Annotated in this window: 23 protein-coding genes; 10 read left to right on the top strand and 13 right to left on the bottom strand. The window is 61.2% G+C overall.

Annotation, left to right across the window (positions count from 1 at the left end):
- Positions 1-78: 78 nt before the first annotated feature.
- The 4 genes from tsaB (at position 79) to CAF65_RS07480 (ending at position 3,022) form a co-directional block, all read left to right on the top strand.
- On the top strand, positions 79-753 hold the full coding sequence (gene tsaB, locus CAF65_RS07495; RefSeq protein ID WP_085715723.1) for a tRNA (adenosine(37)-N6)-threonylcarbamoyltransferase complex dimerization subunit type 1 TsaB: 675 nt from the start codon (positions 79-81) through the stop codon (positions 751-753).
- Between the two features lie 232 nt (positions 754-985).
- Entirely contained in the window at positions 986-1,291 is a 306-nt protein-coding gene (locus CAF65_RS07490) for a hypothetical protein (protein WP_085715722.1), read from the top strand.
- Positions 1,291-2,151, top strand: a complete 861-nt coding sequence (locus CAF65_RS07485; protein ID WP_085715721.1) for a DUF72 domain-containing protein — start codon at positions 1,291-1,293, stop codon at positions 2,149-2,151. The genes CAF65_RS07490 and CAF65_RS07485 overlap by 1 nt, the downstream gene beginning before the upstream one ends.
- 34 nt (positions 2,152-2,185) lie before the next feature.
- Positions 2,186-3,022, top strand: coding sequence for an oxaloacetate decarboxylase (locus CAF65_RS07480; protein ID WP_085715720.1), 837 nt, complete (start codon positions 2,186-2,188; stop codon positions 3,020-3,022).
- A 12-nt stretch (positions 3,023-3,034) separates the two neighbouring features.
- Here the strand turns inward: CAF65_RS07480 and CAF65_RS07475 are convergent, their stop codons facing one another.
- Entirely contained in the window at positions 3,035-3,655 is a 621-nt protein-coding gene (locus tag CAF65_RS07475; protein WP_085715719.1) for an energy transducer TonB, read from the bottom strand.
- A gap of 93 nt (positions 3,656-3,748) precedes the next feature.
- On the opposite strand from CAF65_RS07475, the gene CAF65_RS07470 reads away from it, so the two are divergent.
- Positions 3,749-4,531, top strand: coding sequence for a class I SAM-dependent methyltransferase (locus tag CAF65_RS07470; protein ID WP_085715718.1), 783 nt, complete (start codon positions 3,749-3,751; stop codon positions 4,529-4,531).
- Positions 4,532-4,655: 124 nt separating this feature from the next.
- Here the strand turns inward: CAF65_RS07470 and CAF65_RS07465 are convergent, their stop codons facing one another.
- Positions 4,656-5,294 (bottom strand): TetR/AcrR family transcriptional regulator, encoded by a 639-nt coding sequence (locus tag CAF65_RS07465; protein WP_085715717.1) that lies wholly within the window; start codon positions 5,292-5,294, stop codon positions 4,656-4,658.
- Between the two features lie 93 nt (positions 5,295-5,387).
- Here CAF65_RS07465 and CAF65_RS07460 point away from each other — a divergent pair, with 93 nt between their 5' ends.
- Together CAF65_RS07460 and CAF65_RS07455 are read left to right on the top strand one after the other, a co-directional pair.
- Positions 5,388-6,488 carry an efflux RND transporter periplasmic adaptor subunit gene (locus CAF65_RS07460; protein WP_085715716.1) on the top strand — a complete coding sequence of 367 codons (1,101 nt, stop codon included), beginning with the start codon at positions 5,388-5,390 and terminating at the stop codon, positions 6,486-6,488.
- A gap of 6 nt (positions 6,489-6,494) precedes the next feature.
- Positions 6,495-9,560, top strand: a complete 3,066-nt coding sequence (locus tag CAF65_RS07455; RefSeq protein ID WP_085715715.1) for an efflux RND transporter permease subunit — start codon at positions 6,495-6,497, stop codon at positions 9,558-9,560.
- 451 nt (positions 9,561-10,011) lie between these two features.
- Here CAF65_RS07455 and CAF65_RS07445 read toward each other — a convergent pair whose 3' ends face one another.
- From CAF65_RS07445 to plsB, 3 genes are read right to left on the bottom strand one after another with little or no spacing between them, the layout of a single operon-like run.
- Positions 10,012-10,701, bottom strand: coding sequence for a DUF4197 domain-containing protein (locus CAF65_RS07445; RefSeq protein WP_085715714.1), 690 nt, complete (start codon positions 10,699-10,701; stop codon positions 10,012-10,014).
- Between the two features lie 24 nt (positions 10,702-10,725).
- Positions 10,726-11,124, bottom strand: a complete 399-nt coding sequence (locus CAF65_RS07440; RefSeq protein WP_085715713.1) for a YbaY family lipoprotein — start codon at positions 11,122-11,124, stop codon at positions 10,726-10,728.
- A 51-nt stretch (positions 11,125-11,175) separates the two neighbouring features.
- Positions 11,176-13,680 (bottom strand): glycerol-3-phosphate 1-O-acyltransferase PlsB, encoded by a 2,505-nt coding sequence (gene plsB, locus CAF65_RS07435; RefSeq protein WP_085715712.1) that lies wholly within the window; start codon positions 13,678-13,680, stop codon positions 11,176-11,178.
- A 235-nt stretch (positions 13,681-13,915) separates the two neighbouring features.
- On the opposite strand from plsB, the gene CAF65_RS07430 reads away from it, so the two are divergent.
- A complete protein-coding gene (locus tag CAF65_RS07430) occupies positions 13,916-14,125 on the top strand; it encodes a cold shock domain-containing protein (protein WP_008019570.1) in 210 nt (69 codons plus the stop codon).
- 146 nt (positions 14,126-14,271) lie between these two features.
- Here CAF65_RS07430 and CAF65_RS07420 read toward each other — a convergent pair whose 3' ends face one another.
- From CAF65_RS07420 to CAF65_RS07400, 4 genes are all read right to left on the bottom strand, one after another.
- The gene (locus tag CAF65_RS07420; RefSeq protein WP_085715711.1) at positions 14,272-14,649 is read right to left on the bottom strand and encodes a hypothetical protein; all 378 of its coding nucleotides are present in this window, start codon (positions 14,647-14,649) and stop codon (positions 14,272-14,274) included.
- Between the two features lie 95 nt (positions 14,650-14,744).
- Entirely contained in the window at positions 14,745-15,554 is an 810-nt protein-coding gene (locus tag CAF65_RS07415) for a putative RNA methyltransferase (protein ID WP_085715710.1), read from the bottom strand.
- A complete protein-coding gene (dapE, locus tag CAF65_RS07410) occupies positions 15,554-16,705 on the bottom strand; it encodes a succinyl-diaminopimelate desuccinylase (RefSeq protein ID WP_085715709.1) in 1,152 nt (383 codons plus the stop codon). Before dapE ends, CAF65_RS07415 begins: the two co-directional genes overlap by 1 nt.
- Before the next feature lie 234 nt (positions 16,706-16,939).
- Positions 16,940-19,531: a glycosyltransferase gene (locus CAF65_RS07400; RefSeq protein WP_085715707.1), complete on the bottom strand. Its 2,592-nt coding sequence runs from the start codon at positions 19,529-19,531 to the stop codon at positions 16,940-16,942.
- A 268-nt stretch (positions 19,532-19,799) separates the two neighbouring features.
- Here CAF65_RS07400 and tcdA point away from each other — a divergent pair, with 268 nt between their 5' ends.
- Positions 19,800-20,618 (top strand): tRNA cyclic N6-threonylcarbamoyladenosine(37) synthase TcdA, encoded by an 819-nt coding sequence (gene tcdA / locus CAF65_RS07395; protein WP_085715706.1) that lies wholly within the window; start codon positions 19,800-19,802, stop codon positions 20,616-20,618.
- A gap of 88 nt (positions 20,619-20,706) precedes the next feature.
- On the opposite strand, the gene CAF65_RS07390 is transcribed toward tcdA, so the two are convergent.
- The 4 genes from CAF65_RS07390 to CAF65_RS07375 all read right to left on the bottom strand — a co-directional run bounded on the left by CAF65_RS07390 (position 20,707) and on the right by CAF65_RS07375 (position 23,871).
- On the bottom strand, positions 20,707-21,111 hold the full coding sequence (locus CAF65_RS07390) for a SufE family protein (protein WP_085715705.1): 405 nt from the start codon (positions 21,109-21,111) through the stop codon (positions 20,707-20,709).
- Positions 21,108-22,313 carry an aminotransferase class V-fold PLP-dependent enzyme gene (locus CAF65_RS07385; protein WP_085715704.1) on the bottom strand — a complete coding sequence of 402 codons (1,206 nt, stop codon included), beginning with the start codon at positions 22,311-22,313 and terminating at the stop codon, positions 21,108-21,110. Before CAF65_RS07385 ends, CAF65_RS07390 begins: the two co-directional genes overlap by 4 nt.
- 128 nt (positions 22,314-22,441) lie before the next feature.
- Positions 22,442-23,476, bottom strand: a complete 1,035-nt coding sequence (gene dapD / locus CAF65_RS07380; protein ID WP_085715703.1) for a 2,3,4,5-tetrahydropyridine-2,6-dicarboxylate N-succinyltransferase — start codon at positions 23,474-23,476, stop codon at positions 22,442-22,444.
- Between the two features lie 32 nt (positions 23,477-23,508).
- The gene (locus CAF65_RS07375) at positions 23,509-23,871 is read right to left on the bottom strand and encodes an ArsC family reductase (protein ID WP_150754203.1); all 363 of its coding nucleotides are present in this window, start codon (positions 23,869-23,871) and stop codon (positions 23,509-23,511) included.
- A 183-nt stretch (positions 23,872-24,054) separates the two neighbouring features.
- Here CAF65_RS07375 and CAF65_RS07370 point away from each other — a divergent pair, with 183 nt between their 5' ends.
- Positions 24,055-25,686 carry a Na+/H+ antiporter gene (locus CAF65_RS07370; protein WP_085715702.1) on the top strand — a complete coding sequence of 544 codons (1,632 nt, stop codon included), beginning with the start codon at positions 24,055-24,057 and terminating at the stop codon, positions 25,684-25,686.
- Positions 25,687-25,699 lie beyond the last annotated feature (13 nt).

Raw genomic sequence — 25,699 nt, 5'->3', positions numbered from 1 at the left:
GCATCATCCACGGCCCGCTTGCGGGCCGTAGTTGTTTATACTGGCGCACTTTTTCTGACCTCTTTTACGGAAACATCGATGAGCACCTTGCTGGCCCTGGACACCGCGACTGAAGCTTGCTCCGTTGCCTTGCTGCATGACGGCAAGGTCACGAGCCATTACGAGGTGATCCCGCGCCTGCATGCGCAGAAGCTGTTGCCGATGATCCAGCAATTGCTGGCCGATGCTGGCACCACCCTGCAAGCGGTCGATGCCATTGCGTTCGGCCGTGGGCCGGGTGCCTTCACCGGTGTACGCATCGCCATCGGCGTGGTGCAAGGGCTGGCGTTTGCCCTGGATCGCCCGGTGCTGCCGGTGTCGAACCTGGCCGTGCTGGCGCAACGTGCGTTGCGCGAACACGGCGCCACCCAGGTCGCAGCCGCCATCGATGCGCGCATGGATGAAGTGTATTGGGGTTGCTACCGCGAAACGGTCGGGGAGATGCGTCTGGTGGGGGCGGAAGCGGTACTGCCGCCGGAGTCCGCTGCACTGCCGGTCGATGCCAGTGGCGAGTGGTTTGGCGCCGGCACCGGTTGGGGCTATGGCGAGCGTATCGCCGTCAGCCTGAGCGGGAAGGACGCGGGCATGTTGCCCCACGCCGAAGATCTGCTGACCCTGGCGCGATTTGCCTGGGAACGCGGCGAGGCGATCGTGGCCGACGAGGCGCAGCCGGTGTATCTGCGGGATAAAGTGGCGACGCCTAAAGCGCGTTAACCCCCGATACCGAGCAGGTCTTTTCGCGAGCAGGCTCGCTCCCACAAGGGATAGCACAGTTCCTGTGGGAGCGAGCCTGCTCGCGAAGGCGTTCAAATGGACATAGCCAATCGTCATTTTCTAACCCGGCTTTTAAACCTTTTGCCTTTTATGTGTTCTAGTTATCACTCGGCGGTTTGCGAAGCGGGTTTTGCGCCACTAAACTGCCATCACTGATTCCGAGTATGCACGTATGCGTATAGACGGCGTTTCCTCTCAGTCCTACCCTATCAAGCGCAAACCCCGTAAAGGCCGCGTGGTGGAAGATGACGCCATTGATATCGAAGGCGAGCTGGAATTCCCGACTGAAGAGCAACTGGCTGCCCGCGCCGCCAAAGCCTCTGCGCAAAAACTGAGCAATCTTCCTGCCCGTCAGCAAGACATGATTTACCACCGCGTCATGAGCAAAAGCGTGGCGACAGCCCTGGCCAGTTACCTGAGCACCGCCGGTTTCGTCGATTGGGAAGCGGATGTGCTGAGGCTCGACCTGTACATTTGATGGTGCTGCCTTATTACCTCGGTTGTCCGTCCTGGAGCGAGAACGCCTGGCGCGATTACCTCTATCCGCCAGACGCCAAAGCCACTGATTTTCTTGATCTCTATTGCCAGGTATTCAATGCCGTAGAAGGCAACACGACTTTCTACGCGAGCCCGGCTGCCGGCACCGTGCAGCGTTGGGCCGACACCATGCCCGAACATTTTCGTTTCACCGCCAAGTTTCCCGGCGAGATCAGCCACGGTGGCGATCTGCGCGAGCAATTGACCGCCGCTGACACCTTCCTGCAATTGCTCAGCCCTCTCGGTGAACGGGTGGCGCCGCTGTGGTTGCAGCTGTCGAAAAGCTTCACGCCGCAACGTTTGCATGAACTGGCCGGATTTATCGATGCCCTGCAGCGGCCGCTGGCCGTTGAAGTGCGGCATGATGATTTTTTCGCCAAGGGCGACAGCGAACGAATGCTCAATCGCCTGCTGCTGGATCGCGGTGTCGAACGCATCTGCCTCGATCCCCGTGCGCTGTTCAGTTGCACGTCCACCGAGGCTTCGGTGCTGCACGCCCAATCGAAGAAACCCCGTGTGCCACCGCGTCCGGCAGCATTCACGCAGTTCCCGCAGGTACGTTTTATCGGCCACCCGACGCTTGAGGCCAACGATAGGTTTCTGCAGCCATGGGTCGAGAAAATCGCGCTATGGATCGAAGAAGGCCGCACACCGTATATCTTCCTGCACACGGCCGACAACCTGCTGGCGGCGAAACTGGCGCAGCGTTTTCACGCCCGCCTGATGCTGCGTTTGCCTGGCTTGCCGGCGCTGCCTGAGCTATACAGAGAGCCCGTCGCCGAGCAACTTGGCCTGCTCTGAGGCGGATTCCTTCCCCTCTTCAGGAGCCTGCCCAATGGATGCGCAAACCCTTCGAGCCCAGGCGTTCAAAGCCCTTCATGAGCACCCCGGTGTATTTGTGATACCCAATCCGTGGGATGCCGGTTCGGCGAAAATGCTTGCGAGTCTCGGCTTCGAGGCGCTGGCGACCACCAGTGCCGGTTATGCCTTTTCCCGGGGCCGTGCCGATGGCGGATTGACCCTCGACGATACCCTGTTGAACGTTCGGGCGATTGTCGCCGCCAGCGACTTGCCGGTTGCAGTCGACCTGGAAAACGGCTTTGCCGACAACCCGGCTGATTGCGCCAAAAGCATTTTGCGCGCTGCCGAGGCCGGTGCCGTCGGTGGTTCGATTGAAGATGCCACCGGCCGCGAAGAAGGCCCGATCTACTGTTTCGAACACGCCGTGGCGCGGATCGAGGCCTCTGTCTCGGCCGCTCGCCGTTTGCCGTTCCCCTTCACATTGACCGCCCGGGCCGAAAACTTCCTGCACGGCAATCCCGATCTGGATGACACCATCCGCCGCTTGCAGGCATTCGCCGAGGCCGGTGCCGATGTGCTTTACGCACCCGGTCTGCGTAGCGCCGAGGAGGTGTTGGCCGTGGTGCGCGCCGTGGCGCCAAAGCCGGTGAATGTGTTGATGTCGGGCGGCTTGAAGCTGACGGTCGCGCAGTTGGGTGAAATGGGCGTCAAGCGCATCAGCGTCGGTTCGGCGCTGGCACTGGCGGCGTATGGCGAATTCTTTCGCGCCGCCGAAGAAATCCAGACGTCAGGCACGTTCGGTTTCACTTCGCGGTCGATGCCGTACCAGAAGGCCAATCAATTCTTCAAAGGCGGAACAGGGGATTTGTAAGGGCGGTGAGGATCAGGCGGCGATGCGCAGGTTCTGCAGGATGATCGGGCGGGCCCAGCCGTTGTCGAAATCGAGTTGTTTCTGCTGTTCCACCAGTTCTTCTGGCGAGAACGGCGGGAACGGCTTGTCGAGCAGATCGAGTTCGAATTCGGCGATTGGCAGATGCAGTGGACGCGGTTGCGGGGCAGGGCTGGCTTCTGGTAACGGCTGACCGGCGTTCAGCACGATCGGGCGCACCCAGCCGCTTTCGAAGTCCTGTTGTTTTTGCTGGGCGACGATTTCATCCGCCGGGAACGGTGGGCGTGGCTTGTCGGCCAGGTCCATTTCGAATTCGGCAATCGGCAGGAACAGCGGCTCGGGCGGGCGGACCGGGGTGTCCTTCACGTCGCATTCGCGCTGGGACACGATATGCGCCAGCAGGTCGCTGCCAACGGTGGGTTCAACCGGGCTTTCCAGATCGACCGGAGGAAAGTTCAGCGATTGGGGCAGCACTTCACCCGACTGTTCGGCCAGCGCCCGGGCAAAGAAATCCTGCCAGATGTGGCTGACGCCGCTCAGTGCCTGGGTGTTTCGCAGGTTGTAGTCGCCGTAGGGCGAGATAAAACCTGTGATTGTGGGTTGAATGTCTGACATTTCTCTCGGTCGACGCTCAGCTCTGGCAAAATGCTCGATAGTTTTGTTATCGGCCGTTTTTGCCGATCATTAATTTTTTGAGCGTGTTTTCCGATGATTGATCAACCTGCGGCCTGCCGCATCCATGTCCAGGCCCTGGACGCGGCTTTCGAGCCACAAGCCGAGCAATGGGCCGAGCGCCTGGGCTTGCCGATGCAAGTGGCGGATGGCGAATTTGCCTTGCAGGTGGGTGACCAGGGTTTGCAGCTGCAACAGCTGGGGCCGGATGCGCCTGGGCCGGTGCGGGTGGACTTCGTCGAGGGCGGTGCGGCCCATCGCCGGTTGTACGGCGGCGGCAGCGGGCAGATGATCGCCAAGGCTGTTGGTATTGCCCAGGGCGTGCGCCCGCGGGTACTGGATGCCACGGCGGGACTGGGCAAGGATGCATTCGTGTTGGCCAGCCTCGGTTGCGAGATGAGCCTGATCGAGCGTCAGCCGCTGATTGGCGCCTTGCTGGAAGACGGCCTGGCACGTGGTGCGGAAGATTTCGACGTGGCGCCGATCGTGGCGCGCATGCGCTTGCTCAAGGGCAATTCGATCGAGGTGATGCGCAACTGGGAGGGCGAACCGCCGCAGGTGATCTACCTTGACCCGATGTTCCCGCACCGCGAGAAAACCGCGCTGGTGAAGAAGGAAATGCGCCTGTTCCGACCGCTGGTCGGCGATGACCCGGACGCGCCGGCATTGCTCGAAGCCGCGTTGGCCCTGGCCAGCCACCGGGTAGTGGTCAAGCGCCCGCGCAAGGCGCCGTGCATCGAAGGGCCGAAGCCGAGCCATGCGCTGGATGGCAAGTCCAGTCGGTATGACATCTATCCGAAGAAGGCGCTCAAGCCGTAAGACCTAGTTGCCCCGATCGCGAGCAAGCTCGCTCCCACAGGGGATTTGTGGTGATCTATAGATCCAGTGTGGGAGCGAGCTTGCTCGCGATGGCGTCAGTCCAGGCACCAACAATCCACCAGGCCTACTCAGGCCGATAAGCCCGCATAAACAACCCCACCACCTCCCGTACATGGCTCTCCGCCGCTTCGCCAACCGGCGGCTCGCCGCAGCCATACAGCAAGCGGAAATTCCCGGCGCCCTTGAGCAGGCAGAAAAAGTGTTCGGCGGCGTTGTGCGGCTTGTCGATGCTCAGCGCACCACTTTCATCGATCTTGCTCAGTAAGCGTTCCATGCCATGCAGCATGCGCTGTGGGCCGGCTTCAAAGAAAATTTGCGCGAGTTTCGGGTCCTGACTGCCCAGGGTCATCATCAAGCGGTGCAGGTTCACCGATTCATCACTGTTGATCAGCTGATGGAAACCGCGTGCGATGTTCAGCAGCACGGTTTCCACGGCCACGCCTTCCGGCAATTCGAAGAACAGCGGTGGCAACTGCTCCTCGCACTTGGCCATCACGGCGGCGGAGAACAGTGTCTCCTTGTCGTTGAAGTGGCTATAGACCGTCAGCTTCGACACACCGGCCTCGGCTGCGACAGCATCCATGCTGGTATTGGCATACCCCTTACTCAGAAACAGCGTTTTCGCCGCATCGAGAATCGCCTGGCGCTTCACCAGATCCTTGGGTCTGCCTGGGCCATTGGGTGCTGAAAGATTGTTTGGCATATTCGTTTTTATTACTGGACTGGTGAGTTTGCTATTAATAACATACTGCTCAGTATAATTATTCAAAGCACCATTAGCGAAAGGTCCTTCACCATGTTCCGCTATGCCTTGCCCCTCGCGTTGCCAGTCACCCTGGCTTTTTTATTGTCTGCGTGTGGTCACGAAGAGGCACCGCAAGTCAGCGTGCGCCCGGCCATGGTGGTCCAGCCAGAGCCCTCGGCGCGGTCCATGGAAAGTTATCCCGGTGAAGTTCGCGCGCGTTATGAGCCGGACCTGGCGTTCCGTATCGGTGGCAAAGTCAGCCGACGACTGGTCGAGGAAGGGCAGCGGGTCAAGGCCGATCAGCCTTTGGCGGAGCTCGATCCCCAGGACGTGCGCCTGCAACTGGAGGCCACCCGGGCCCAGGTCGCCGCCGCTGAAGCCAATCTGAATCTGGTTCGCTCCGAGCGTGATCGCTACAAGACCCTGATGGAGCGCCAACTGGTCAGTCGTTCGCAGTACGACAACGCCGAAAATCTCTACCGCTCCGGCGAAGCGCGTCTCAAGCAAATCAAAGCCGAATTCAACGTTTCCAATAACCAGGCCAGCTACGCCGTGTTGCGTGCGCCGCAGGACGGTGTCGTGGCCAAGCGTCTGGTGGAAGTCGGGCAAGTCGTGGCCGCCGGGCAAACGGTGTTCACCCTGGCCACCGATGGTGAGCGTGAAGTGTCGATCAGCCTGCCGGAGCAGAATTTCGGCCGTTTCAAGGTCGGTGAGCCGGTTTCGGTGGAGCTCTGGACTCAACCCGATCAGCGCTTCGAAGGGCGCATCCGTGAACTGTCGCCAGCGGCTGATCCCAAGTCGCGCACTTTTGCGGCGCGCATCGCTTTCAACGCCGGCAAGGTGCCTGTCGAGCTTGGCCAGAGTGCCCGAGTATTCGTGCAGGCTGCCGACGCGGTCCCTCTGTCCGTTCCGCTCTCAGCGCTGACGGCGGAAAACGGCGTGACCTATGTCTGGGTCGTCAGCGCCAACAACACCTTGAAGAAAACTCCGGTGCGCGTGGGTGCCTTCGGCGAGAAAAGCGTACCGGTGCTTGAAGGGCTCAACGCCAGCGACTGGGTGGTGGCCGCTGGTGTTCATGTGCTTCTCGAAGGGCAGCAGGTACGCCCGGTGGATCGTTCGAACCGCGTGGTCAATCTGGCAAACAAGGAGTAAGCCCCGATGCGCTTCAACGTTTCCGAATGGGCGCTGCGTAATCGCCAGATCGTCCTGTTCCTGATGCTGTTGCTGGCTATTGTCGGCGCTCTTTCCTACACCAAGCTCGGCCAGAGCGAAGACCCGCCGTTCACCTTCAAGGCCATGGTGATTCGCACCAACTGGCCAGGAGCGACTGCCCAGGAAGTCTCGCGCCAGGTCACCGAACGCATTGAAAAGAAACTGATGGAAACCGGCGAGTACGAGCGCATCGTGTCGTTCTCCCGTCCGGGTGAATCCCAGGTGACCTTCATCGCCCGCGACTCCATGCACTCGGTGGAGATTCCGGAGCTCTGGTATCAGGTGCGCAAGAAAATCAGCGACATCCGTCATACCCTGCCGCCGGGGATTCAGGGGCCGTTTTTCAACGATGAATTCGGCACCACGTTCGGCAATATCTACGCCCTGACCGGCGAGGGTTTCGACTACGCCGTGCTCAAGGATTACGCGGACCGCATCCAGATCCAGCTGCAACGGGTCAAGGATGTGGGCAAGGTCGAGCTGCTGGGATTGCAGGACGAGAAAATCTGGATCGAACTTTCCAACGTCAAACTCGCCACTCTCGGTTTGCCGCTGGCTACCGTCCAGCAAGCCCTTGAAGAACAGAACGCGGTGTCCACCGCAGGTTTCTTCGAAACCAGCAGCGAGCGATTGCAGCTACGGGTGACGGGGAATTTTCAGACGGTCGACGAGATCAGGAACTTCCCGATCCGCGTCGCTGATCGCACCTTTCGCATCTCCGATGTGGCCGACGTGCGGCGTGGTTTCAATGACCCACCGGCGCCGCGCATGCGCTTCATGGCGCAAGACGCGATCGGCCTGGCGGTGGCGATGAAGGACGGCGGTGACATCCTGGTGCTGGGCAAGGCGCTGGAAATCGAATTCGCCCGCATTCAGAAAAACCTCCCGGCCGGCATGCAGCTGCGCAAAGTCTCCGACCAACCGGCAGCGGTGAAAACCGGTGTTGGCGAGTTCGTGCAGGTGCTGGTCGAGGCACTGGCCATTGTGTTGCTGGTGAGCTTCTTCTCCCTCGGCGTGCGTACCGGCATGGTGGTGGCCCTGGCGATTCCGCTGGTGTTGGCAATGACCTTCGCCTGCATGTATTACCTGGGCATCGGCCTGCACAAGATCTCCCTCGGTGCGCTGGTACTGGCGCTGGGCTTGCTGGTGGACGACGCGATCATCGCCGTGGAAATGATGGCGATCAAAATGGAGCAGGGCTTCGACCGGATCAAAGCGGCGAGTTATGCCTGGACCAGTACCGCGTTCCCGATGCTCACCGGTACGCTGATCACGGCGGCCGGCTTCCTGCCGATTGCCACGGCGCAATCGGGCACTGGCGAATACACCCGTTCGATCTTCGAGGTGGTCACCATCGCGTTGTTGGCGTCATGGGTTGCCGCCGTGGTCTTCGTGCCGTACCTCGGGGAAAAACTCCTGCCGGACCTGGCGAAAATTCACGCCGCCAAACACGGTGCCGGCCAGCCCGATCCGTATGGCACGCCGTTCTATCAGCGCGTCCGGCGTCTGGTGGAGTGGTGTGTGCTCTGGCGCAAAACGGTGATTCTGGCGACCGTGCTGTTGTTCATCGCCTCCATCGTGCTGTTCCGTTTTGTGCCACAACAGTTTTTCCCGGCATCGGGTCGCCTGGAGTTGATGGTCGATCTGAAACTGGCCGAAGGCGCTTCGCTGAGCAATACCGCAGACGAGGTAAAACGCCTCGAAGCGCTGCTCAAGGACAAGGCGGGGATCGACAATTACGTGGCCTACGTCGGCACCGGTTCGCCGCGTTTCTACCTGCCGCTGGATCAGCAACTGCCAGCGGCGAGCTTTGCCCAGTTTGTCGTCCTGGCGAAAACCATCGAGGAACGCGAAGCCCTGCGTACCTGGCTGATCGCAACGCTCAACGAGCAATTCCCGGCCTTGCGTTCGCGGGTCACGCGTCTGGAAAACGGTCCGCCGGTTGGCTATCCGGTGCAGTTCCGCGTGACCGGGGAGCACATCGAGGAGGTGCGGGCGCTGGCGCGTAAAGTCGCGGCCAAGGTTCGCGAGAACCCGCATGTGGTCAACGTCCACCTGGATTGGGAAGAGCCGAGCAAGGTGGTGTACCTGAACATCGATCAGGACCGCGCGCGGGCGCTGGGCGTGAGCACGGCGAACCTGTCGAGGTTCCTGCAAAGCTCCCTGACCGGTTCCAGCGTCAGTCAGTACCGTGAAGACAACGAGTTGATCGAGATCCTGTTGCGCGGCACCTTGCATGAGCGCACCGAGTTGTCATTGCTGCCGAGCCTGGCGGTGCCGACCGATAACGGTCGCAGCGTAGCGCTGTCGCAGATTGCCACCCTGGAGTACGGCTTCGAGGAGGGCATCATCTGGCACCGCAACCGTCTGCCCAATGTGACGGTTCGTGCCGACATCTATGGCAAGGAGCAACCGGCGACGCTGGTGCAACAGATCATGCCGACCCTCGACCCGATCCGCGCCGAACTGCCAGATGGCTACTTGCTGGATGTCGGCGGTACGGTGGAAGACTCCGCGCGCGGGCAGAACTCGGTGAAGGCTGGCGTGCCGTTGTTCATCGTGGTGGTGCTGACCTTGCTGATGCTGCAATTGCGAAGTTTCTCGCGCACGGCGATGGTGTTTCTGACGGCGCCGCTGGGGTTGATCGGAGTGACACTGTTCCTGCTGGTGTTCCGTCAGCCATTCGGTTTCGTGGCCATGCTGGGGACCATCGCCTTGTCCGGGATGATCATGCGCAACTCGGTGATTCTGGTGGATCAGATCGAGCAGGATATCGCCGCCGGGTTGAAGCCATGGCAGGCGATTATCGAGGCCACGGTGCGGCGGTTCCGGCCGATTGTGTTGACGGCGCTCGCGGCGGTGTTGGCAATGATTCCTCTGTCGCGCAGTGTGTTCTTTGGGCCGATGGCAGTGGCGATCATGGGCGGGTTGATTGTTGCCACGGCGTTGACGCTTTTGTTTTTGCCGGCGTTGTATGCGGCGTGGTTTCGGGTCAGGAAGGAGTCCGTTTGACCGGGGGCTTATCCATTATTTGGGTAATGGCGGCTTAGGGGTTCGCCCTTACGGCGAGTCCCTTTTGGCAAACGCCCGGTGTGCCGGCCCAGCCAAAAGGAACCAAAAGGTCTCGCCCCTTACGTACGGCCCCTCGCCTGGGCTCGGGGTTCCTTCGCTCCGGTATTCATCCGGGGGCATTGCCCTCCGGTCGGCTTCGCTCGACCTACATGCAATGAGTTCGACTGCGTCGAACGGCGCTGTGCGCCCATCCCCGAATGAACACCTCCACTCAGCCTTCCGAGGGGGCGGGTGGATCAAGATCAAAAGCGGCAGGCGAGCTAACGCTCGGCCTGTTGAGTGGTGGGGGGACGCCGATCATATTGCGGGAGCGAGCCTGCTCGCGAAGGCGGCCTACCGGCCGACCTGACTTTTTCAGATGTACTCGCTCCTACAGTGTTTTCGCGGAGGCTCAGAGCGAACCAAACACCTTCTTCGCCAAACTGGTCGCCGCAGCCGCCGGGTTCTGGCGGATGGTTTCTTCCTGTTTGCCGATCATCTCGAACAAGCCATTCAACGCTTGCTCGGTGACGTAGTTTTCGACGTTGGCGTTTTTCGCATCCACTACGCCCATGGTCGCCGCTTGTCCGGCGAACGAGTTGTACTGCTGGGCCAGGCCAACCTTGTCGGTGGCTTGCTTGACGATGGGCAGGAACTTGGCGCGGATCTGTTCGCGGCTGGTCTTGTTCAGGTATTGGGTGGCCGAGTCGTTGCCGCCGCTGAGGATGCCCTTGGCATCTTCCACGGTCATTTTCTTCACGGCATCGACGAGGATCGGCTGGGCCTGGGTGACGGCGGTTTCCGCCGCTTTGTTCATGCTGGCTTCCAGCTCATCGACCTGATCACCCATGCCGAACTGTTTCATCTTGCTCGCGACTTTGCCCAGTTTGCCCGGCAGTTCGATTTTCACGTCCGGGTTGTTGCTGAAGCCGCCCGGGGTGCCGAGTTGTTTTACGGCCAGTTGCGCGCCTTGGGTCAAGGCGTCCTTGAGCCCGCCGGTGGCGTCTGTCTGCGACAGGTCGCTGAGGGACAGTGCGAGTGCGCTCGCGGAGATCATCAGGCCTGCGCACAGGCCGGCAAAGCGAAGGGTAGGGCGGAACATGGCAACTTCCTTTTTCAAAAAGACTTAGCGGGCCGCGTCGACGCGGACCTTCAAGGGCTGTGGATCTGAGCCGTCCAGGCGCACGGCGTGATTCTCGGTGGTGATGAACAGCAGTTTGCCATCGACTTCAATGCGCGCATTGATCGAGTAACGGTGATTGGGCTCGACCTGCAGCGGGTCGTAGCTCAGCTTGAAGGGGAGCGGCACCTGGCTTATGACCGGGCCGCGTTGTTCGTCGATGACCTTGGCCGGGGCGTCGGCGAGTGAAATGTCTTGCAGGCTGACACTGAGGATCGCGGTTGGTGGCAGTGCGATGCGTTGCAGGTAGAAGACTTCACCATTGAGGGATGCCTTGGGTGCCGGAGTCGGGTGCTGGCAGGCAGTGAGCAGCACGGCGGCGGCGATCAGGGACAGTTTTTTCATCGAAAGATCTCCGTATCGAGGACGCCAGAGCCGACTGGCGCCCTGATCAATCTAGACGCTTTGTTCAGGCGCTGCGGGTTGGTCGGCTGCATCTTCACTGCGATGCAGCGCCACTTGCCGGATCGACAAGCGAATCTCCGCCGGCAACACCCGCTTGGCCGCGCCTTCGGCCAGTTCGCCGAGCAGTTCGTGATAGCCCAGCTTGCCGGCCTCGTCGCGCTTGAGCACGTCGAGATCCAGCATGGTCTGGATGAAATGGCGGAACAAGCTCTTGTCGAAGAATTCCGGGGCGTTCAGGCCATGCAGGATCGACAGGCGCTGGGCCATGACCGTGCACAGGTCTTCCAGTTCTTCGGCGCTGATGCTGTTCTGGCCGCTGTTGAGCAGCAGGGACACGGTCATGTAGAAGCGTTGCAGGGTCTGGGCGATGCTTTTCGACAGCAGGGTCAGCAGCACGAAATGCCGCGAGCTTGGGGCCGGGCGCAGGTACACATCGTTCTCGAAGCGCAGCAGGCCTTGCTCGACGAACGCCTCCAGCCACTGGTCGATCACCGCATCCAGTTCGTCCAGCGTCCAGCGAATGAACAGTTCCGCTTGAAGGTACGGATACAACGCGCGGGTGTAGCGCAGGATCTGTTCGCGGCTCATGCGCGAGGCGCTCTGGAAGAAGCTCGCCAGCAACGCTGGCAGCGCGAAGATGTGCAGCACGTTGTTGCGGTAATAGGTCATCAGGACGGCGTTCTGCTCGTCCAGATACAGGATCTTGCCAAGGGCGTCGCTCTGCTCGGACAGCAGGTCCATGTCCTTCACGTGCTCGATCAGCGCACGGCCATCACCTTCCGGCAGTGTGGTGTGCGGCGAGTACGGCACCTTGCGCAACAGCGCCAGATACAGGTCGAGGACCCGCGCCATGGCGCGGTCGTCCAGTGCCAGACGGCTGGTGGACAGCAACGCCAACGCCACCAGGTTGACCGGGTTGATCGCTGCTGCCTCGTTCAGATGCTGCGCGACTTTCTCGCCGAGACGGTTGGTGGTTTCGTTGAGCCATGCCGGTCTGAACTGCGGGCCGAGTTCCTGTTTGCGCCAGTCTGGCTGCTCGTTGTCGAGGAACTCCGCCAGCTTGATCGGCTCACCGAAGTTCACCGCCACCTGGCCGAAGCGTTGCTTGAGTGCACCGATGACTTTGAAGATGTCGAAGATCGATTCTTTCTTCTTGCTCGCGCCACGCAGTTCGCCGAGGTAGGTGCGGCCTTCCAGCACGCGCTCGTAGCCGATGTACACCGGCACGAAGACGATGGGCATGCGCGACGAACGCAGGAAGCTGCGCAGGGTGATCGCCAGCATCCCGGTCTTCGGTTGCAGCATGCGTCCGGTGCGCGAACGGCCGCCTTCGACGAAGTACTCCACCGGGAAGCCTTTGGTGAACAGCGTGTGCAGGTATTCGTTGAACACCGAGGTGTACAACGGGTTGCCCTTGAAGGTACGGCGCATGAAGAACGCACCGCCGCGACGCAGCAAGCCGCCGATCCCTGGCATGTTGAGGTTGATCCCGGCGGCGATGTGCGGCGGGGTCAGGCCATTGCGGAACAGCAGGTAGGACAGCAACAGGTAGTCGATGTGGCTGCGGTGGCAGGGTACGTAGATCACTTCGTAACCCGGGGCGACTTTCTGCACGCCTTCGATGTTGTTGACCTTGATGCCGTCGTAGATCTTGTTCCAGAACCAGCTCAGCACCACTTCCATGAAGCGGATCGCGGTGTAGGTATAGTCCGAGGCGATCTCGTTGCCGTAGCGCAAGGCCTGGGCCTTGGCTTTTTCCGGAGAGATGTTTTCGCGCTCGGCTTCGTCGAAGATCGCTTGCTTGACCAGCGGCTGGTTGAGCAGGCCCTTGACCAGGTTGCGCCGGTGGGAAATGTCCGGGCCGATCACCGCGGCCTTCAGGTTGCGAAAGTGCACCCGCAGGATGCGTTGGGCCATGCGCACGGTGCGCGCGTGGCCCTTGTCGTGTTCGATCAGTTCGCGCAGGTGGATCGGCGCGGAGAACTGCACGCGGGTCTTGCGTCCCAGCACGATGATGCTCAGCAGGCGACGCAGGCGCCCGGTGACCGCCCAGCTATCGGCGAACAGGAGTTTCCATGGGCTGTTTTCGCTGTCCGGCGACTGGCCCCAGAACACGCTGACCGGAATGATCTGCGCATCTTCGGCGGCGTTCTGGCTCAGGGCGCTGACCAGGCGGGTCAACGTCGGCGGCGCGCCGCGCTTGTCCTGGCGGCCGAGCCAGTCCGGGTCCGGCGTCAGGTAGAAGAACGCGGCAGGTTCCAGCAGGTTACCCACCGAAACCGGCAGCACCGGGCGTGGCAGACCGGCCTTGCTGCACTCGGTATCGACCACGGCGAGGTCGGTCAGCGAGGGGTTTTGCAGGACGTAGAACACCGGACGACTGCGGTCGAGGTTGAGTGTGAACGACGACTGGTTGATCGTCTCCGAGCGAACCCAGAGGTACAACAGTCGGCGCAGGGTGCCAAACACAAGACGGCGGAACGGGGAACGGGTCATACGGCTTCTGCGTGAGTGGATAAAACCAAGCGTTTGCTCGGGCGGGCGATAGTTTGCCGGATTCACTGAAAATCGGCAAAAAAGCGGCAATCAAAGTGCTATTGAGAGATTAAATGTCTGACATATACTCGGCGCACTGTCGCCGTCGTCCTCATGGGACCGGTATGCGCAGGCTGACGTTCCCGAGGCTTTCCTGCGAAAAGCCCGATCAATAATAAAAAGGGAGTATGAACAAATGGCAACACGCGAAACCGGCAACGTGAAGTGGTTCAACGACGCCAAGGGCTACGGCTTCATTCAGCGCGAAGACGGGGTGGACGTGTTCGTGCACTACCGCGCGATTCGTGGCGAAGGCCACCGCTCGCTGACCGAAGGCCAGCAGGTCGAGTACGCGGTGGTGCAAGGGCAGAAGGGCTTGCAGGCTGAGGATGTAGTGGGGCTGTAAACCCACTCTTCAGTTCACCCAAAAACCACTGTAGGAGCGAGCTTGCTCGCGAAGAACTCAAGGACGCCGCGCTTTCCCGGAATTGGCGCGTTATCGTTGACGACCATCGCGAGCAAGCTCGCTCCTACAGGGGCGGTGTTCAGGCTTCAGGCAGTCTTCCAGGTGATTTCTTCTTCACCATCGGCACTGATGCGAATCCAGCGGTCTGCTGTTTCCTCATCTTCTTCCTCGACCCAGCTACCCGGTGCGCAACGCACTTCGACGTTGAGCGCGGCAAAGGCGGCGCGGGCGCAGGCGATGTCGTCGTCCCATGGGGTCTGGTCGCTTTCCAGGTACAGGCTGTTCCACTTGCCGACCGCTTTTGGCAGCCAGGTCACGGGCACGTTGCCGGCCTTGCACTTGTAGGTCTGGCCCTTCTGGACCCAATCCGTGCACGGACCCAATGCCGCACCGAGCCAGGTGGAAATGGCTTTGTGGTCGACGTCGGCGTCTTTCAGGTAAATCTCGATATCGGGCTGGCGCATGGATGTCCTCACTGCGGGTCTGAAAAATCCATTCGCGGATTTAGCCGGTCTTGAGCCATTGCCCAAGACCAAAAATTAAAGTTGCTCTCTAATGACTACTGCAGAACGAAATAATCGTAGCGCATCGACACGGTGACCTCGAACGGCTCGGCCTGCTCGATAACGGCTGCACGGCGCTCGGCACTGGCGCGCCAGCCGTGAGGCGTCATGGCCAGCAGATTCGCCCGGTCCTGACCGCTTGCCAGCGTCAGTTTGAATTCCAGGGTTTCGCTGTGCCGGAGCACCATGCCTTCGGGCACCAGGGCCAGATGCTTGTCGTCGGTGTATTCGCGCACTTCGTCGTACAGCCGCTCACGCAGTTCCATCAGGTGGCCGCTGGTCGGCCCGACTTTCATCAGGCCGCCGCCGACGCTGAGCAGACGTTTGGCTTCTTCCCAATCCAGCGGGCTGAAGACGCTCGCCAGGAATTGGCAACTGCCGGAAGCCAACGGCACCCGCGCCATGCTGGCGATCAACCAGGTGAGCTTCGGGTTGCGTTTGCAGGCGCGTTTGACGGCTTCGCGAGAGATATCCAGCGCGTAGCCGTCAGCATCCGGCAAGGCCTCGGCGATCTGCGTGGTGTAGTAACCCTCGCCACAACCGATATCGACCCAACGTTGCGGCGCATAACCTGCCGCCAGCTCCGCCAGACGCCTGGCCACCGGCGCATAGTGGCCGGCGTTCAGGAAGTCGCGGCGGGCCTCGACCATCGCTTGGTTATCCCCGGGATCGCGGCTGTTCTTGTGTTGCACCGGCAACAGGTTCAAGTAACCCTGACGCGCACGGTCGAAACGATGCCCGGCGGGGCAGACCACGCCGTTGTCGACCGCGTTCAGCGGTTCACTGCAGATCGGGCACGCCAGCATCAGGCGAGCAACTTGATCAGGGTCTGGTAGTAGATTTCGGTCAGCACGTCGAGATCCGCTGCCAACACGCGCTCGTTGACCTGGTGGATGGTCGCGTTGACCGGGCCCAGCTCAACAACCTGGGTGCCCATGGTTGCGATGAAGCGGCCGTCGGAGGTGCCACCGCTGGTGGACGCCTTGGTTTCACGACCGGTGACGTCCTTGATGCTCGAAGACACCGCGTCCAGCAGTGCGCCCGGCTCGGTGAGGAACGGCAGGCCGGACAGGGCCCAGTCGACGTGCCAGTCCAGGCCATGCTTGTCGAGGATGTCGGCGACGCGCTTCTGCAGGCCTTCGACGGTGGACTCGGTGGAGAAACGGAAGTTGAACACCGCCACCAGATCACCCGGGATCACGTTGGTCGCACCGGTGCCGGAGTTGACGTTGGAGATCTGGAAACTGGTCGGCGGGAAGAAATCGTTACCGTGGTCCCAGTGCTCGGCAGCCAGTTCGGCCAGGGCCGGCGCCGCGAGGTGGATCGGGTTCTTCGCCAGGTGCGGGTAGGCCACGTGGCCTTGCACGCCGCGCACGGTCAACTTGGCGCCGAGGGAGCCACGACGGCCGTTCTTGACCACATCACCCACCAGGCTGGTGCTCGACGGTTCGCCGACGATGCACCAGTCCAGACGTTCCTTGCGTGCGGCGAGGCGTTCGACCACCGCCTTGGTGCCGTGATGCGCCGGGCCTTCTTCGTCGCTGGTGATCAGGAACGCGACTTTGCCCTTGTGATTCGGGTAGTCGGCGACAAAGCGCTCGGAGGCGACGGTCATGGCGGCGAGGCTGCCTTTCATGTCGGCGGCCCCACGGCCACAGAGCATGCCGTGTTCGTCGATCAGTGCGTTGAACGGTTCGATCTGCCAGGCCGTCACCGGGCCGGTCGGGACCACGTCAGTGTGGCCGGCGAAGCACAGCACCGGACCGTCGTCCTGGCCGTGGGTGGCCCAGAAGTTATCCACATCTTCGATGCGCATCGGTTCCAGGGTGAAACCGGCATCGCCCAGGCGTTGCATCATCTGCTTCTGGCAATCGGCGTCGATCGGCGTCACGGACGGACGGCGGATCAGGTCGATGGCGAGTTGGAGGGTCGGCGAAAGGTCGGCGTGGGCCGTCATGGAAAACTCCGGGAACATGAAATTGGGCATGGGCTACTGTGGGAGCGAGCCAGCTCGCGAATGCAGTGTGTCAGTCAACATAAACTTTGATTGTGACAACGTCTTCGCGAGCAGGCTCACTCCCACAGGTATTGGGTCGGTTGACAAACCGTACTCCGCCAAGCCCCGCAAAATGGCGGTTATCTTAAAGCAAAACGGCGACCATTGGCCGCCGTTTAGTGCATCCGCAGAGATTTAGACGACAGGTGCCGTTTCAGGCTCGGCGGTCGGTTTCGGCAGCGACGACAGGAACGCCATGATCAGCGCCGCGACGTACGGCAGCGACTGCACCAGCAGCATGGTGATCCAGAAGCGCATATCATTGCTCGGCATACCGTTCACCAGGAAGATCCCCAAGGCCGCGCCCCACAACAGCAGCATGATGAACATCTCTTCCCGGGCTTCCGAAATCGCCACCCAGAAGCCGTGGTTGTCGGCGTTTTTCGGTGTACGGAAGAACGGAATGCTGCTGGTGAAGAAGCCGTACAGCACCGCTTTGGCGATGGTGTGGGACAACGCCAGTCCGGCCAGCGCCGCGCAGAAGGCATCTTTCAAATTCACTCCAACCGCACGGCGGTAGAGGAAGATGATCTTGGCGACCTTGAACACGAACAGCGCCAGTGGCGGGATTGCGAAGATCAGCAGCGGTGGATCGACCCGTTGCGGCACGATTATCATCGCTGCCGACCACAACAGTGCGCCGACGGTAAAGAAGATGTTCATGCCGTCCGCCACCCACGGTAACCAGCCCGCGAGGAAGTGGTAACGCTGGCCACGGGTCAGCTCGGTGTCCTTGCCGCGCAGCAGGCTGGCGGTGTGGCGTTTGATGATCTGAATCGCCCCGTAGGCCCAGCGGAAACGCTGTTTCTTGAAGTCGATGAAGGTATCGGGCATCAGGCCCTTGCCGTAGCTGTCGTGGTAGTACGCTGCCGACAGGCCTTTCTCGAACACCCGCAGACCCAGTTCGGCGTCTTCACAGATGCACCAGTCGGCCCAGCCCAGCTCCTCGAGCACCGAACGGCGGGTCATGGTCATGGTGCCGTGCTGGATGATCGCGTCACGGTCGTTTCGGGTAACCATGCCGATGTGGAAGAAGCCCTTGTATTCTGCATAGCAGAGCTTCTTGAAGGTGCTTTCGTTCTGGTCGCGGTAGTCCTGTGGCGACTGCACCACGGCGATCTTCGGATCGGCGAAGTGCGGCACCATGTGCTTGAGCCAGTTCGGGTGAACGCAATAGTCCGAGTCGATCACCGCAATCACTTCGGCATCCTTGGCGGTGTGCGGAATCAAGTAGTTCAGCGCGCCGCCCTTGAAACCGGCCAGGGGTGCAACGTGGAAGAACTTGAAGCGCGGGCCGAGGGTTGCGCAGTAGTCACGCACCGGTTCCCAGACCGCCGGGTCCTTGGTGTTGTTGTCGATGATCAGGACTTCGAAGTCCGGATAGTCGAGGTTGGCCAGGGCGTTGAGGGTCTGTTTGACCATCTCCGGCGGCTCGTTGTAGCAGGGCACGTGGATCGACACTTTCGGGCGGTAGCTGGAATCGCCCACCACCGGCAGGAACTCGCGACGACGCTTGTGCACCCACACCGCTTCGGCCAGTTCGTGGGCTTCGGTCAGCAGCACGATAAACACCCCGAGCGCACCGAGGGCGAGCAGAAAGCCCACCGTCAGGCTGAACCAGGTGCTGTATTGCTGGCTGTAGTCGTAACCGATCCACACGAGCACCGAACCACACAGGAACGCAATGAAGGTCAGGAAGGTACGGCCACGCTGGCGCAGGGCCGAGCCATCGATCATCAGCAGGGTCAGCGACAACAGCGCCAAGACCACCGAACCAATGGCCAGTACGCGCCACTGCGGAATCGCCACTACCGGGCCTTCGAAGTTGAACTTCTGCTGGCGTGCGGCGTTGAACACGCCCCAGTAGGCGCCGACGGAACCTTCGTCACTGGCTTTCCACGGCTGGTCGAACGCCTCGATCACAAAGTAGTTGAAGCCCTGGCGGTTGAGCTTGTTGACCAGGGTTCGCAGGTAAATCGCCTGGTCCGCCGGTGAGGCATCGGCGCCACCGCGCATGCGGCCGTTGCTCGGCCAGCCCACTTCGGACAGCAGCAGCGGCTTTTTCGGGAACATCTTTTTCAGGTCGCGGGCGCGGTCGAGGACGAACTGCCCGGCCTTGTCCATCGGGATGAATTCCCAGTAAGGCAGGATGTGCGCGGCGATCAGGTCGACGTGTTTGGCCAGTTCCGGATGTTCTTCCCAGACGTGCCACTGCTCGGACGTGGTCACCGGCACTTTCACGGCGGCGCGCACGCGGTCCAGCATGACGCTGAGTTCTTTGGCGGTAATTTCCTTGCGGAAGATCGCTTCGTTGCCGACCACCACACGAACCACGCTGCGTGAGGAGTTGGCGATTTCAATGGCTCGGGTAATTTCCCGTTCGTTGCGTTCCTGGTCCGGGCTGATCCAGATCCCCAGGGTCACCCGCAAGCCGAACTCTTCCGCCAGTTTCGGGATGTCTTGCAGGGTGCCATCGACCGAGTAGATGCGGATGTTGTCCGTCAGCTTGCTCATGATCTCCAGGTCACGGCGCATCTCATCGTCGGACGGATACTGGTCCTTCTGTGGGAATTGTCCTTGCTGGAACGGTGAGTAGGAGAAACCGGAGATCTGCTCCGGCCAGTTGGGGGCGGTGACCGGGCGATTGATCAGCGCCCAGAAGCCGGTAAACAAGGCAGCGATGGCGAGCACCACGACCAGGTTGAGTCCAAATTTACGCGATGACATGGTTATTTCGGGTTCCAAAGGCTGTGGAACGAGGGGACGGTCGGCGGCCGTAAAGGGGCGCGCATCCTACACCGGCAGTTCACTGAACGTACATCGGACAGGGAAATGCCTGACGTTGGGCAGTTAACTTTCACATAAGTTCTTACACTTGCAGCTTGAAACCTAAATCTTGTTGCTGCGTAGGTGTCCTGCCTCGCAGACACCGTCAAAAAGGAACAGTGTTTGTGAGGCAGGACACCCCTTATAATGCGCGCCGGTTTTTGGGGTAATGGTCATGAGTACAGACGATCCGCGGTTTGCAGGCATCGCCCGCTTGTATGGCATCGAAGGCCTTGAACGCCTGCGTACGGCCCATGTGGCGATCGTTGGCGTCGGTGGTGTCGGTTCCTGGGCGGCGGAAGCCATGGCCCGCTGTGGCGTGGGCGAGATTTCGCTGTTCGACCTGGACGACGTCTGCGTCAGCAACGCCAACCGTCAGTTGCATGCGCTGGACAGCACGGTGGGCAAGCCCAAGGTCGAGGTGATGGCCGAGCGTCTGCGCGGGATCAACCCGGACTGCACGGTGCACGCGGTGCCTGACTTCGTTACCCGTGACACCATGGCCGAGTACATCACGCCGAACATCGACTGCGTGATCGACTGCATCGACAGCGTCAACGCCAAGGCTGCGCTGATCGCCTGGTGCAAGCGGCGCAAGATCCAGATCATCACCACCGGCGGCGCGGGCGGGCAGATTGACCCGACGTTGATCCAGGTCTGCGACCTGAATCGCACGTTCAACGACCCGCTGGCGTCGAAAGTGCGCTCCACGCTACGCCGCGACTATGGTTTTTCCCGCACCGTGACCCGCCACTACAGCGTGCCGTGCGTGTTTTCCACCGAGCAACTGCGCTATCCGAAACCGGACGGCAGCATTTGCCTGCAGAAGAGCTTTGTCGGCGATGGCGTGAAGCTCGACTGCGCGGGCGGGTTTGGTGCAGTGATGATGGTGACGGCGACCTTCGGCATGGTCGCGGCGACCAAGGCGGTGGACAAGATCGTGGCGGGCGTGCGGCGGCCGGCGGATCGGGTCAAGCCTGAGGCCTGAAATTGCGGCTGATGACCCCTTCGCGAGCAGGCTCGCTCCCACATTGGAATGCGTTTTACTGTGGGAGCGAGCCTGCTCGCGAAGGCGCTTAACCAGCCAGCTCCCGCATCCGCTGAAGCACCGCATTCAAGCCATTGCTGCGGGATTCAGACAACTGCCGCCCCAACCCCAGCTGATTGAACCAATCCGCCAGATCCACCTGCTGCAACTCAGCTGCCGACAACCCGTTGACCCGTGCCAGCAGCAACGCCACCAACCCGCGAATCAGGCGAGCATCACTGTTAGCGCTGAACTGCCAATGGCCATCGTGCAGTTCGCCCACCAGCCACACCTGGCTTTCACAGCCGTGCACCCGGTTGGCGTCACACATCTGCTCATCACTCAACGCTGGCAAACGCTCTCCCCATTGCATCAGCAGGCGTGCACGCTGTTCCCAGCCGGCAGCTTTCTGAAAGGTGTCCAGGGCCGTCACGGCATCGGCAGGCAGGCTCATCGCAGCAACTCCAGCGCCTGATCCAGGGCTTCAAAGAATCGCTCCAGATCTTCGGAATCGTTGTACAGCGCCAACGATACCCGAATCGCCCCGGCCAGTTCGAAGCGTTTGAGCAACGGCATGGCACAGTGATGTCCGGCGCGCACCGCGATCCCTTGTTCGGTCAGTAAATGCGCGAGATCGGAGTTATGCACACCCTCGACGGTAAAACTGGCCAGTGCGACTTGCGGCCTGGCCAGCAAGCGAATGCCGTTGCGCGACTCAAGGCCCTTGAGTAGACAGGCATGCAGCGCCGCTTCATGGGTGGACACAGCGTCCTGATCGAGCCCGGCGAGGTAATCCAGGGTCGCTCCAAGACCGATCACACTGGCAATCGGCGGTGTCCCGGCCTCGAAACCCAGCGGCGCCGGGCGAAAGCGTGCGTCGTGATAATTGGCATCGAGCACCATCTCTCCGCCGAACTGCCAGGGACGCAGCTGTTGCAGCGCTGTATTGCGCCCGAACAGAACGCCCAGGCCATCGGGGCCGTAGAGCTTGTGGCTGGAGAACACATAAAAATCGCAGCCCAGCGCTTGCACGTCGTGGCGGCCATGGACCACGCCCTGGGCGCCGTCGATCACGGTCAGTGCGTTGTGCGCCTTGGCCAGCGCCAGCAATTGCGGCAGTGGCTGCCACGCGCCAATCACGTTGGACAGTTGACTGACCGCCAGCAGACGTGTGCGCGAGCCGATCAGGCCGGCTGCGGCTTCAAGGTCGATCACGCCGTCGGCATCCAGCGGCAGGATCACCAGTTTCAGGTCGCGGCGGTGCGCCAGTTGCTGCCACGGCAACAGGTTGGCGTGATGCTCCAGGGCGCTGATGACAATCTCGTCGCCCGGATTGAAAAGATGTTCCAGGCCGTATGCCAGGAGATTCAGCGCGGACGTCGCGCCGTGGGTAAAGATGATCTGACCGCAATCGCCCGTATTGAGCCATTGCGCGACTTTGCGGCGGCTGTCCTCGAAGGCCTGGGTGGCGTGAGCGCCGGGCAAGTGCTGCGCCCGATGCACGTTGGCCGCGCCGTTGGCGTAGTAATGCGCCAGGGCATCCAGCAGGGCTTGAGGTTTTTGCGTGGTGGCGGCGTTGTCCAGATAGGTCTGGCCTTGCCGTTGCAGGGCGGCGATGGCCGGAAAGTCGGCGCGCCAGGGAGAGAGAATCATCATGTGTTCGGCCCTGTGAACTTGGGCGGATGTACACCGGACCTTGTGGGAGCGAGCTTGCTCGCGATGGCGTCCGTAAGGTCGCCAAAAAACATCGCGAGCAAGCTCGCTCCCACAGATGCCTGTGGCACTTAGTTGTGCGCGTGCAGCGCTTCGTTCAGTTCGATGGCCGATTTGTGGGTTTTGCATTCCACGGCACCGGTCTCCGAATTGCGACGGAACAACAGGTCCGGCTGACCGGCCAGTTCACGAGCCTTGACCACTTTGACCAACTGATTGTTTTCGTCCAGCAACGCGACTTTGGTGCCAGCGGTCACGTAGAGGCCCGACTCGACGGTGTTACGGTCGCCCAACGGGATACCGATACCGGCGTTGGCGCCGATCAGGCAGCCTTCGCCGACCTTGATCACGATATTGCCGCCGCCCGACAGGGTGCCCATGGTCGAGCAGCCGCCGCCCAGGTCCGAACCCTTGCCAACGAATACGCCAGCGGATACGCGGCCTTCGATCATGCCCGGGCCTTCGGTGCCGGCGTTGAAGTTGATGAAGCCTTCGTGCATCACGGTGGTGCCTTCGCCCACGTAAGCACCCAGGCGCAGACGCGCAGCATCAGCGATACGTACGCCGGCCGGAACCACGTAGTCGGTCATTTTCGGGAACTTGTCCACCGAGAAGACTTCCAGCAGCTCGCCGCGCAGGCGGGCTTCGAGTTGCAGCTCGGCCAGCTCGCTCAGGTCGATCGCGCCCTGGCTGGTCCAGGCCACGTTTGGCAGCAACGGGAAGATCCCGGCCAGGTTCAGGCCGTGTGGCTTGACCAGGCGATGGCTCAGCAGGTGCAGCTTGAGGTAAGCCTCCGGGGTGGACGACAACTGGGCGTCTTCAGCCAGCAAGGTGGCAACCAGCGGCTTGTGGCTTTCGGCCAGGCGGGTCAGCAGCTTGCCTTGTACCGCGTCGATGCCTTTCACGGCTTCAGCCAGTTGCGCGGCCTGTGCGGTGGTGAAGGTGATGGCCTGGTTGCCTTCGCTGTAACCGAGGATCGGCGCAATGGCAGCGACCAGCTCGGCGGACGGGTTGAGCAGCGGTTGGGCGTAGAACACTTCCAGCCATGCGCCTTGACGGTTTTGAGTGCCGACACCAAAGGCCAGGCTGAACAGGGTAGTAGACATGTTGATACCTCTAGCAAATTGAAACGGGCTGCTTACTTGAGCGCGGCCGCGTAGATATCTGGCTTGAAGCCAATCAGGGTTCGGTCACCGAGATCGAGCACCGGGCGCTTGATCATCGAGGGTTGTGCGAGCATCAGTTCGATGGCTTTCGTCTGGTCGAGATCGGCTTTGCGTTCGTCGTCGAGCTTGCGAAAGGTCGTGCCTGCACGGTTCAACACCACTTCCCAGCCGTGCTCGTTGCACCATTGGGTCAGGTGTTCACGGTCGATACCGACCGCTTTGTAATCATGAAAGTCATAACTGGCAGCGTGTTCATCGAGCCAGGTGCGCGCCTTTTTCATGGTGTCGCAGGCTTTGATGCCGAAAAGGTGCAACGTTTTGCTTGAAACGGTCAAGGAATTGCCCCCTTTGCATATGCCGTAAATAAAAGGTGACGGATTATGCCATGGAAGCGCAAATCCCACAGGGAATACGGTTGCTTCAGCGACCTGCGTGCGACATTGGTGCAAGGGTCAGCAGAGAGTCTAAGCGGCTAATATGGCACTTCAATGCTGTCGATTGTCCGGGAACCACGCTTTATGCAAACCGCTTACACCGTCCTGATCCTGTTGATGCTGGTCGGCGTTTCGCGCCTGATCGGACGGGTGATTCCGTTGCCGTTGCCGCTGGTTCAAATCGCCGCTGGGGCCTTGCTTGCATGGCCGACGCTGGGTTTGCATGTAGCCCTTGATCCCGAACTGTTCCTGTTTCTGTTCCTGCCGCCGCTGTTGTTCTCCGACGGCTGGCGAATGCCCAAGCGCGAACTCTGGCGTCTGCGCGGACCGATCCTGACTCTGGCGGTGGGGTTGGTGCTGTTCACCGTGGTCGGCGCCGGGTATTTCATTCACTGGCTGTTGCCCGGTGTGCCGTTGCCGGTGGCGTTTGCCCTGGCGGCCGTGCTGTCGCCGACAGATGCGGTGGCGGTGTCGGCCATTTCCCGCAATAGACTGCCCACACCCTTGATGCACATCTTGCAGGGTGAGGCGCTGATGAACGATGCCTCGGGCCTGGTGACGTTCAAGTTTGCGCTGGTGGCAGCGGTGACCGGCGTGTTCTCGCTGGCCAATGCCAGCCTGACATTCATGCTGGTCGCCGTCGGTGGTCTGGCCGTCGGGGTGGCCTTGAGCTGGCTGGTCGGCCGCCTGCGAGCGTGGATGATCGCGCGCGGTTGGGATGATCCGGCGACGCACGTGGTGTTCATGTTGCTGCTGCCGTTTGCGGCCTACGTGCTGGCCGAGCGGATGGAAGTGTCGGGCATCCTGTCGGCGGTGGCGGCGGGGATGATGCAGAGCTGGCTCGATCTGCTGCCGCGCCAGACCAACACCCGCCTGCTCAATCGCAGCGTCTGGTCATTGCTGGAGTTCGCCTTCAATGGCTTGATTTTCCTGCTGCTGGGCCTGCAGTTGCCAGACATCATCAAGGCCGTCGCCAGTCACGAAACCTCGCTATGGCCGACGTTGCTGTATCGCGGGCTGGACGTGCTGGCAATTTTCCTGGTGCTGTTGGCCTTGCGCTTCGTCTGGGTGCAGAGCATCTGGCGCCTGTCGGTGTTGCTGCGACGCCTGCGCGGCAAGGGTGAGGTTACCCGGGTGCCGACAGCGCGATCCTGTTGGTTGCTGACCGTTGGCGGTGTGCGCGGGGCCGTGACGCTGGCGGGTGTGATGTCGGTGCCGATGCTTATGGGGGGCAGCGCATTTCCAGAGCGGGACTTGCTGATCTTTATTGCTGCCGGGGTGATTCTGCTGTCGTTGATTGCGGCCTGCATCGCGCTGCCGCTGTTGTTGCGTGGCATCGAAGCCAGCCCGGACGACAAGCGGCGTAATGAAGTGCGTGACGCCTGGCGCAAGACCGCCGAAGCGGCCATTCATGCGCTTGAGGCAGAAGAGGTCAACCCGCAGGACGCCGCCCAATCCGCGCTGGCTGCAGAACTCAAGGCGCGGATCATGTCGGAGTACCGACATCAGTTGGAGGTGTTCAACGATTCCGCTGAAGCCCAGGCCCTGGCCTTTCAGATGGACTTGCTGGAGCGGCGTTTGCGCTTGAAGGCGCTGCGGGCGCAGCGCCTGGAGTTGTATAGCCTCAGTCGTCAGCACCAGGTTGGTGATGACGTGTTGCGTGAGGTGTTGGGTGAGCTGGACTTGAGTGAGGCCAAGCTGGGCCAGGTGAAGTAAACCTGGCCGTCAC

This window comes from Pseudomonas sp. B28(2017) (assembly GCF_002113025.1).
Lineage (GTDB): Bacteria > Pseudomonadota > Gammaproteobacteria > Pseudomonadales > Pseudomonadaceae > Aquipseudomonas.
Note: the sequence above shows the minus strand (reverse complement) of the source record. Positions and strands in the feature narration are given on the sequence as shown.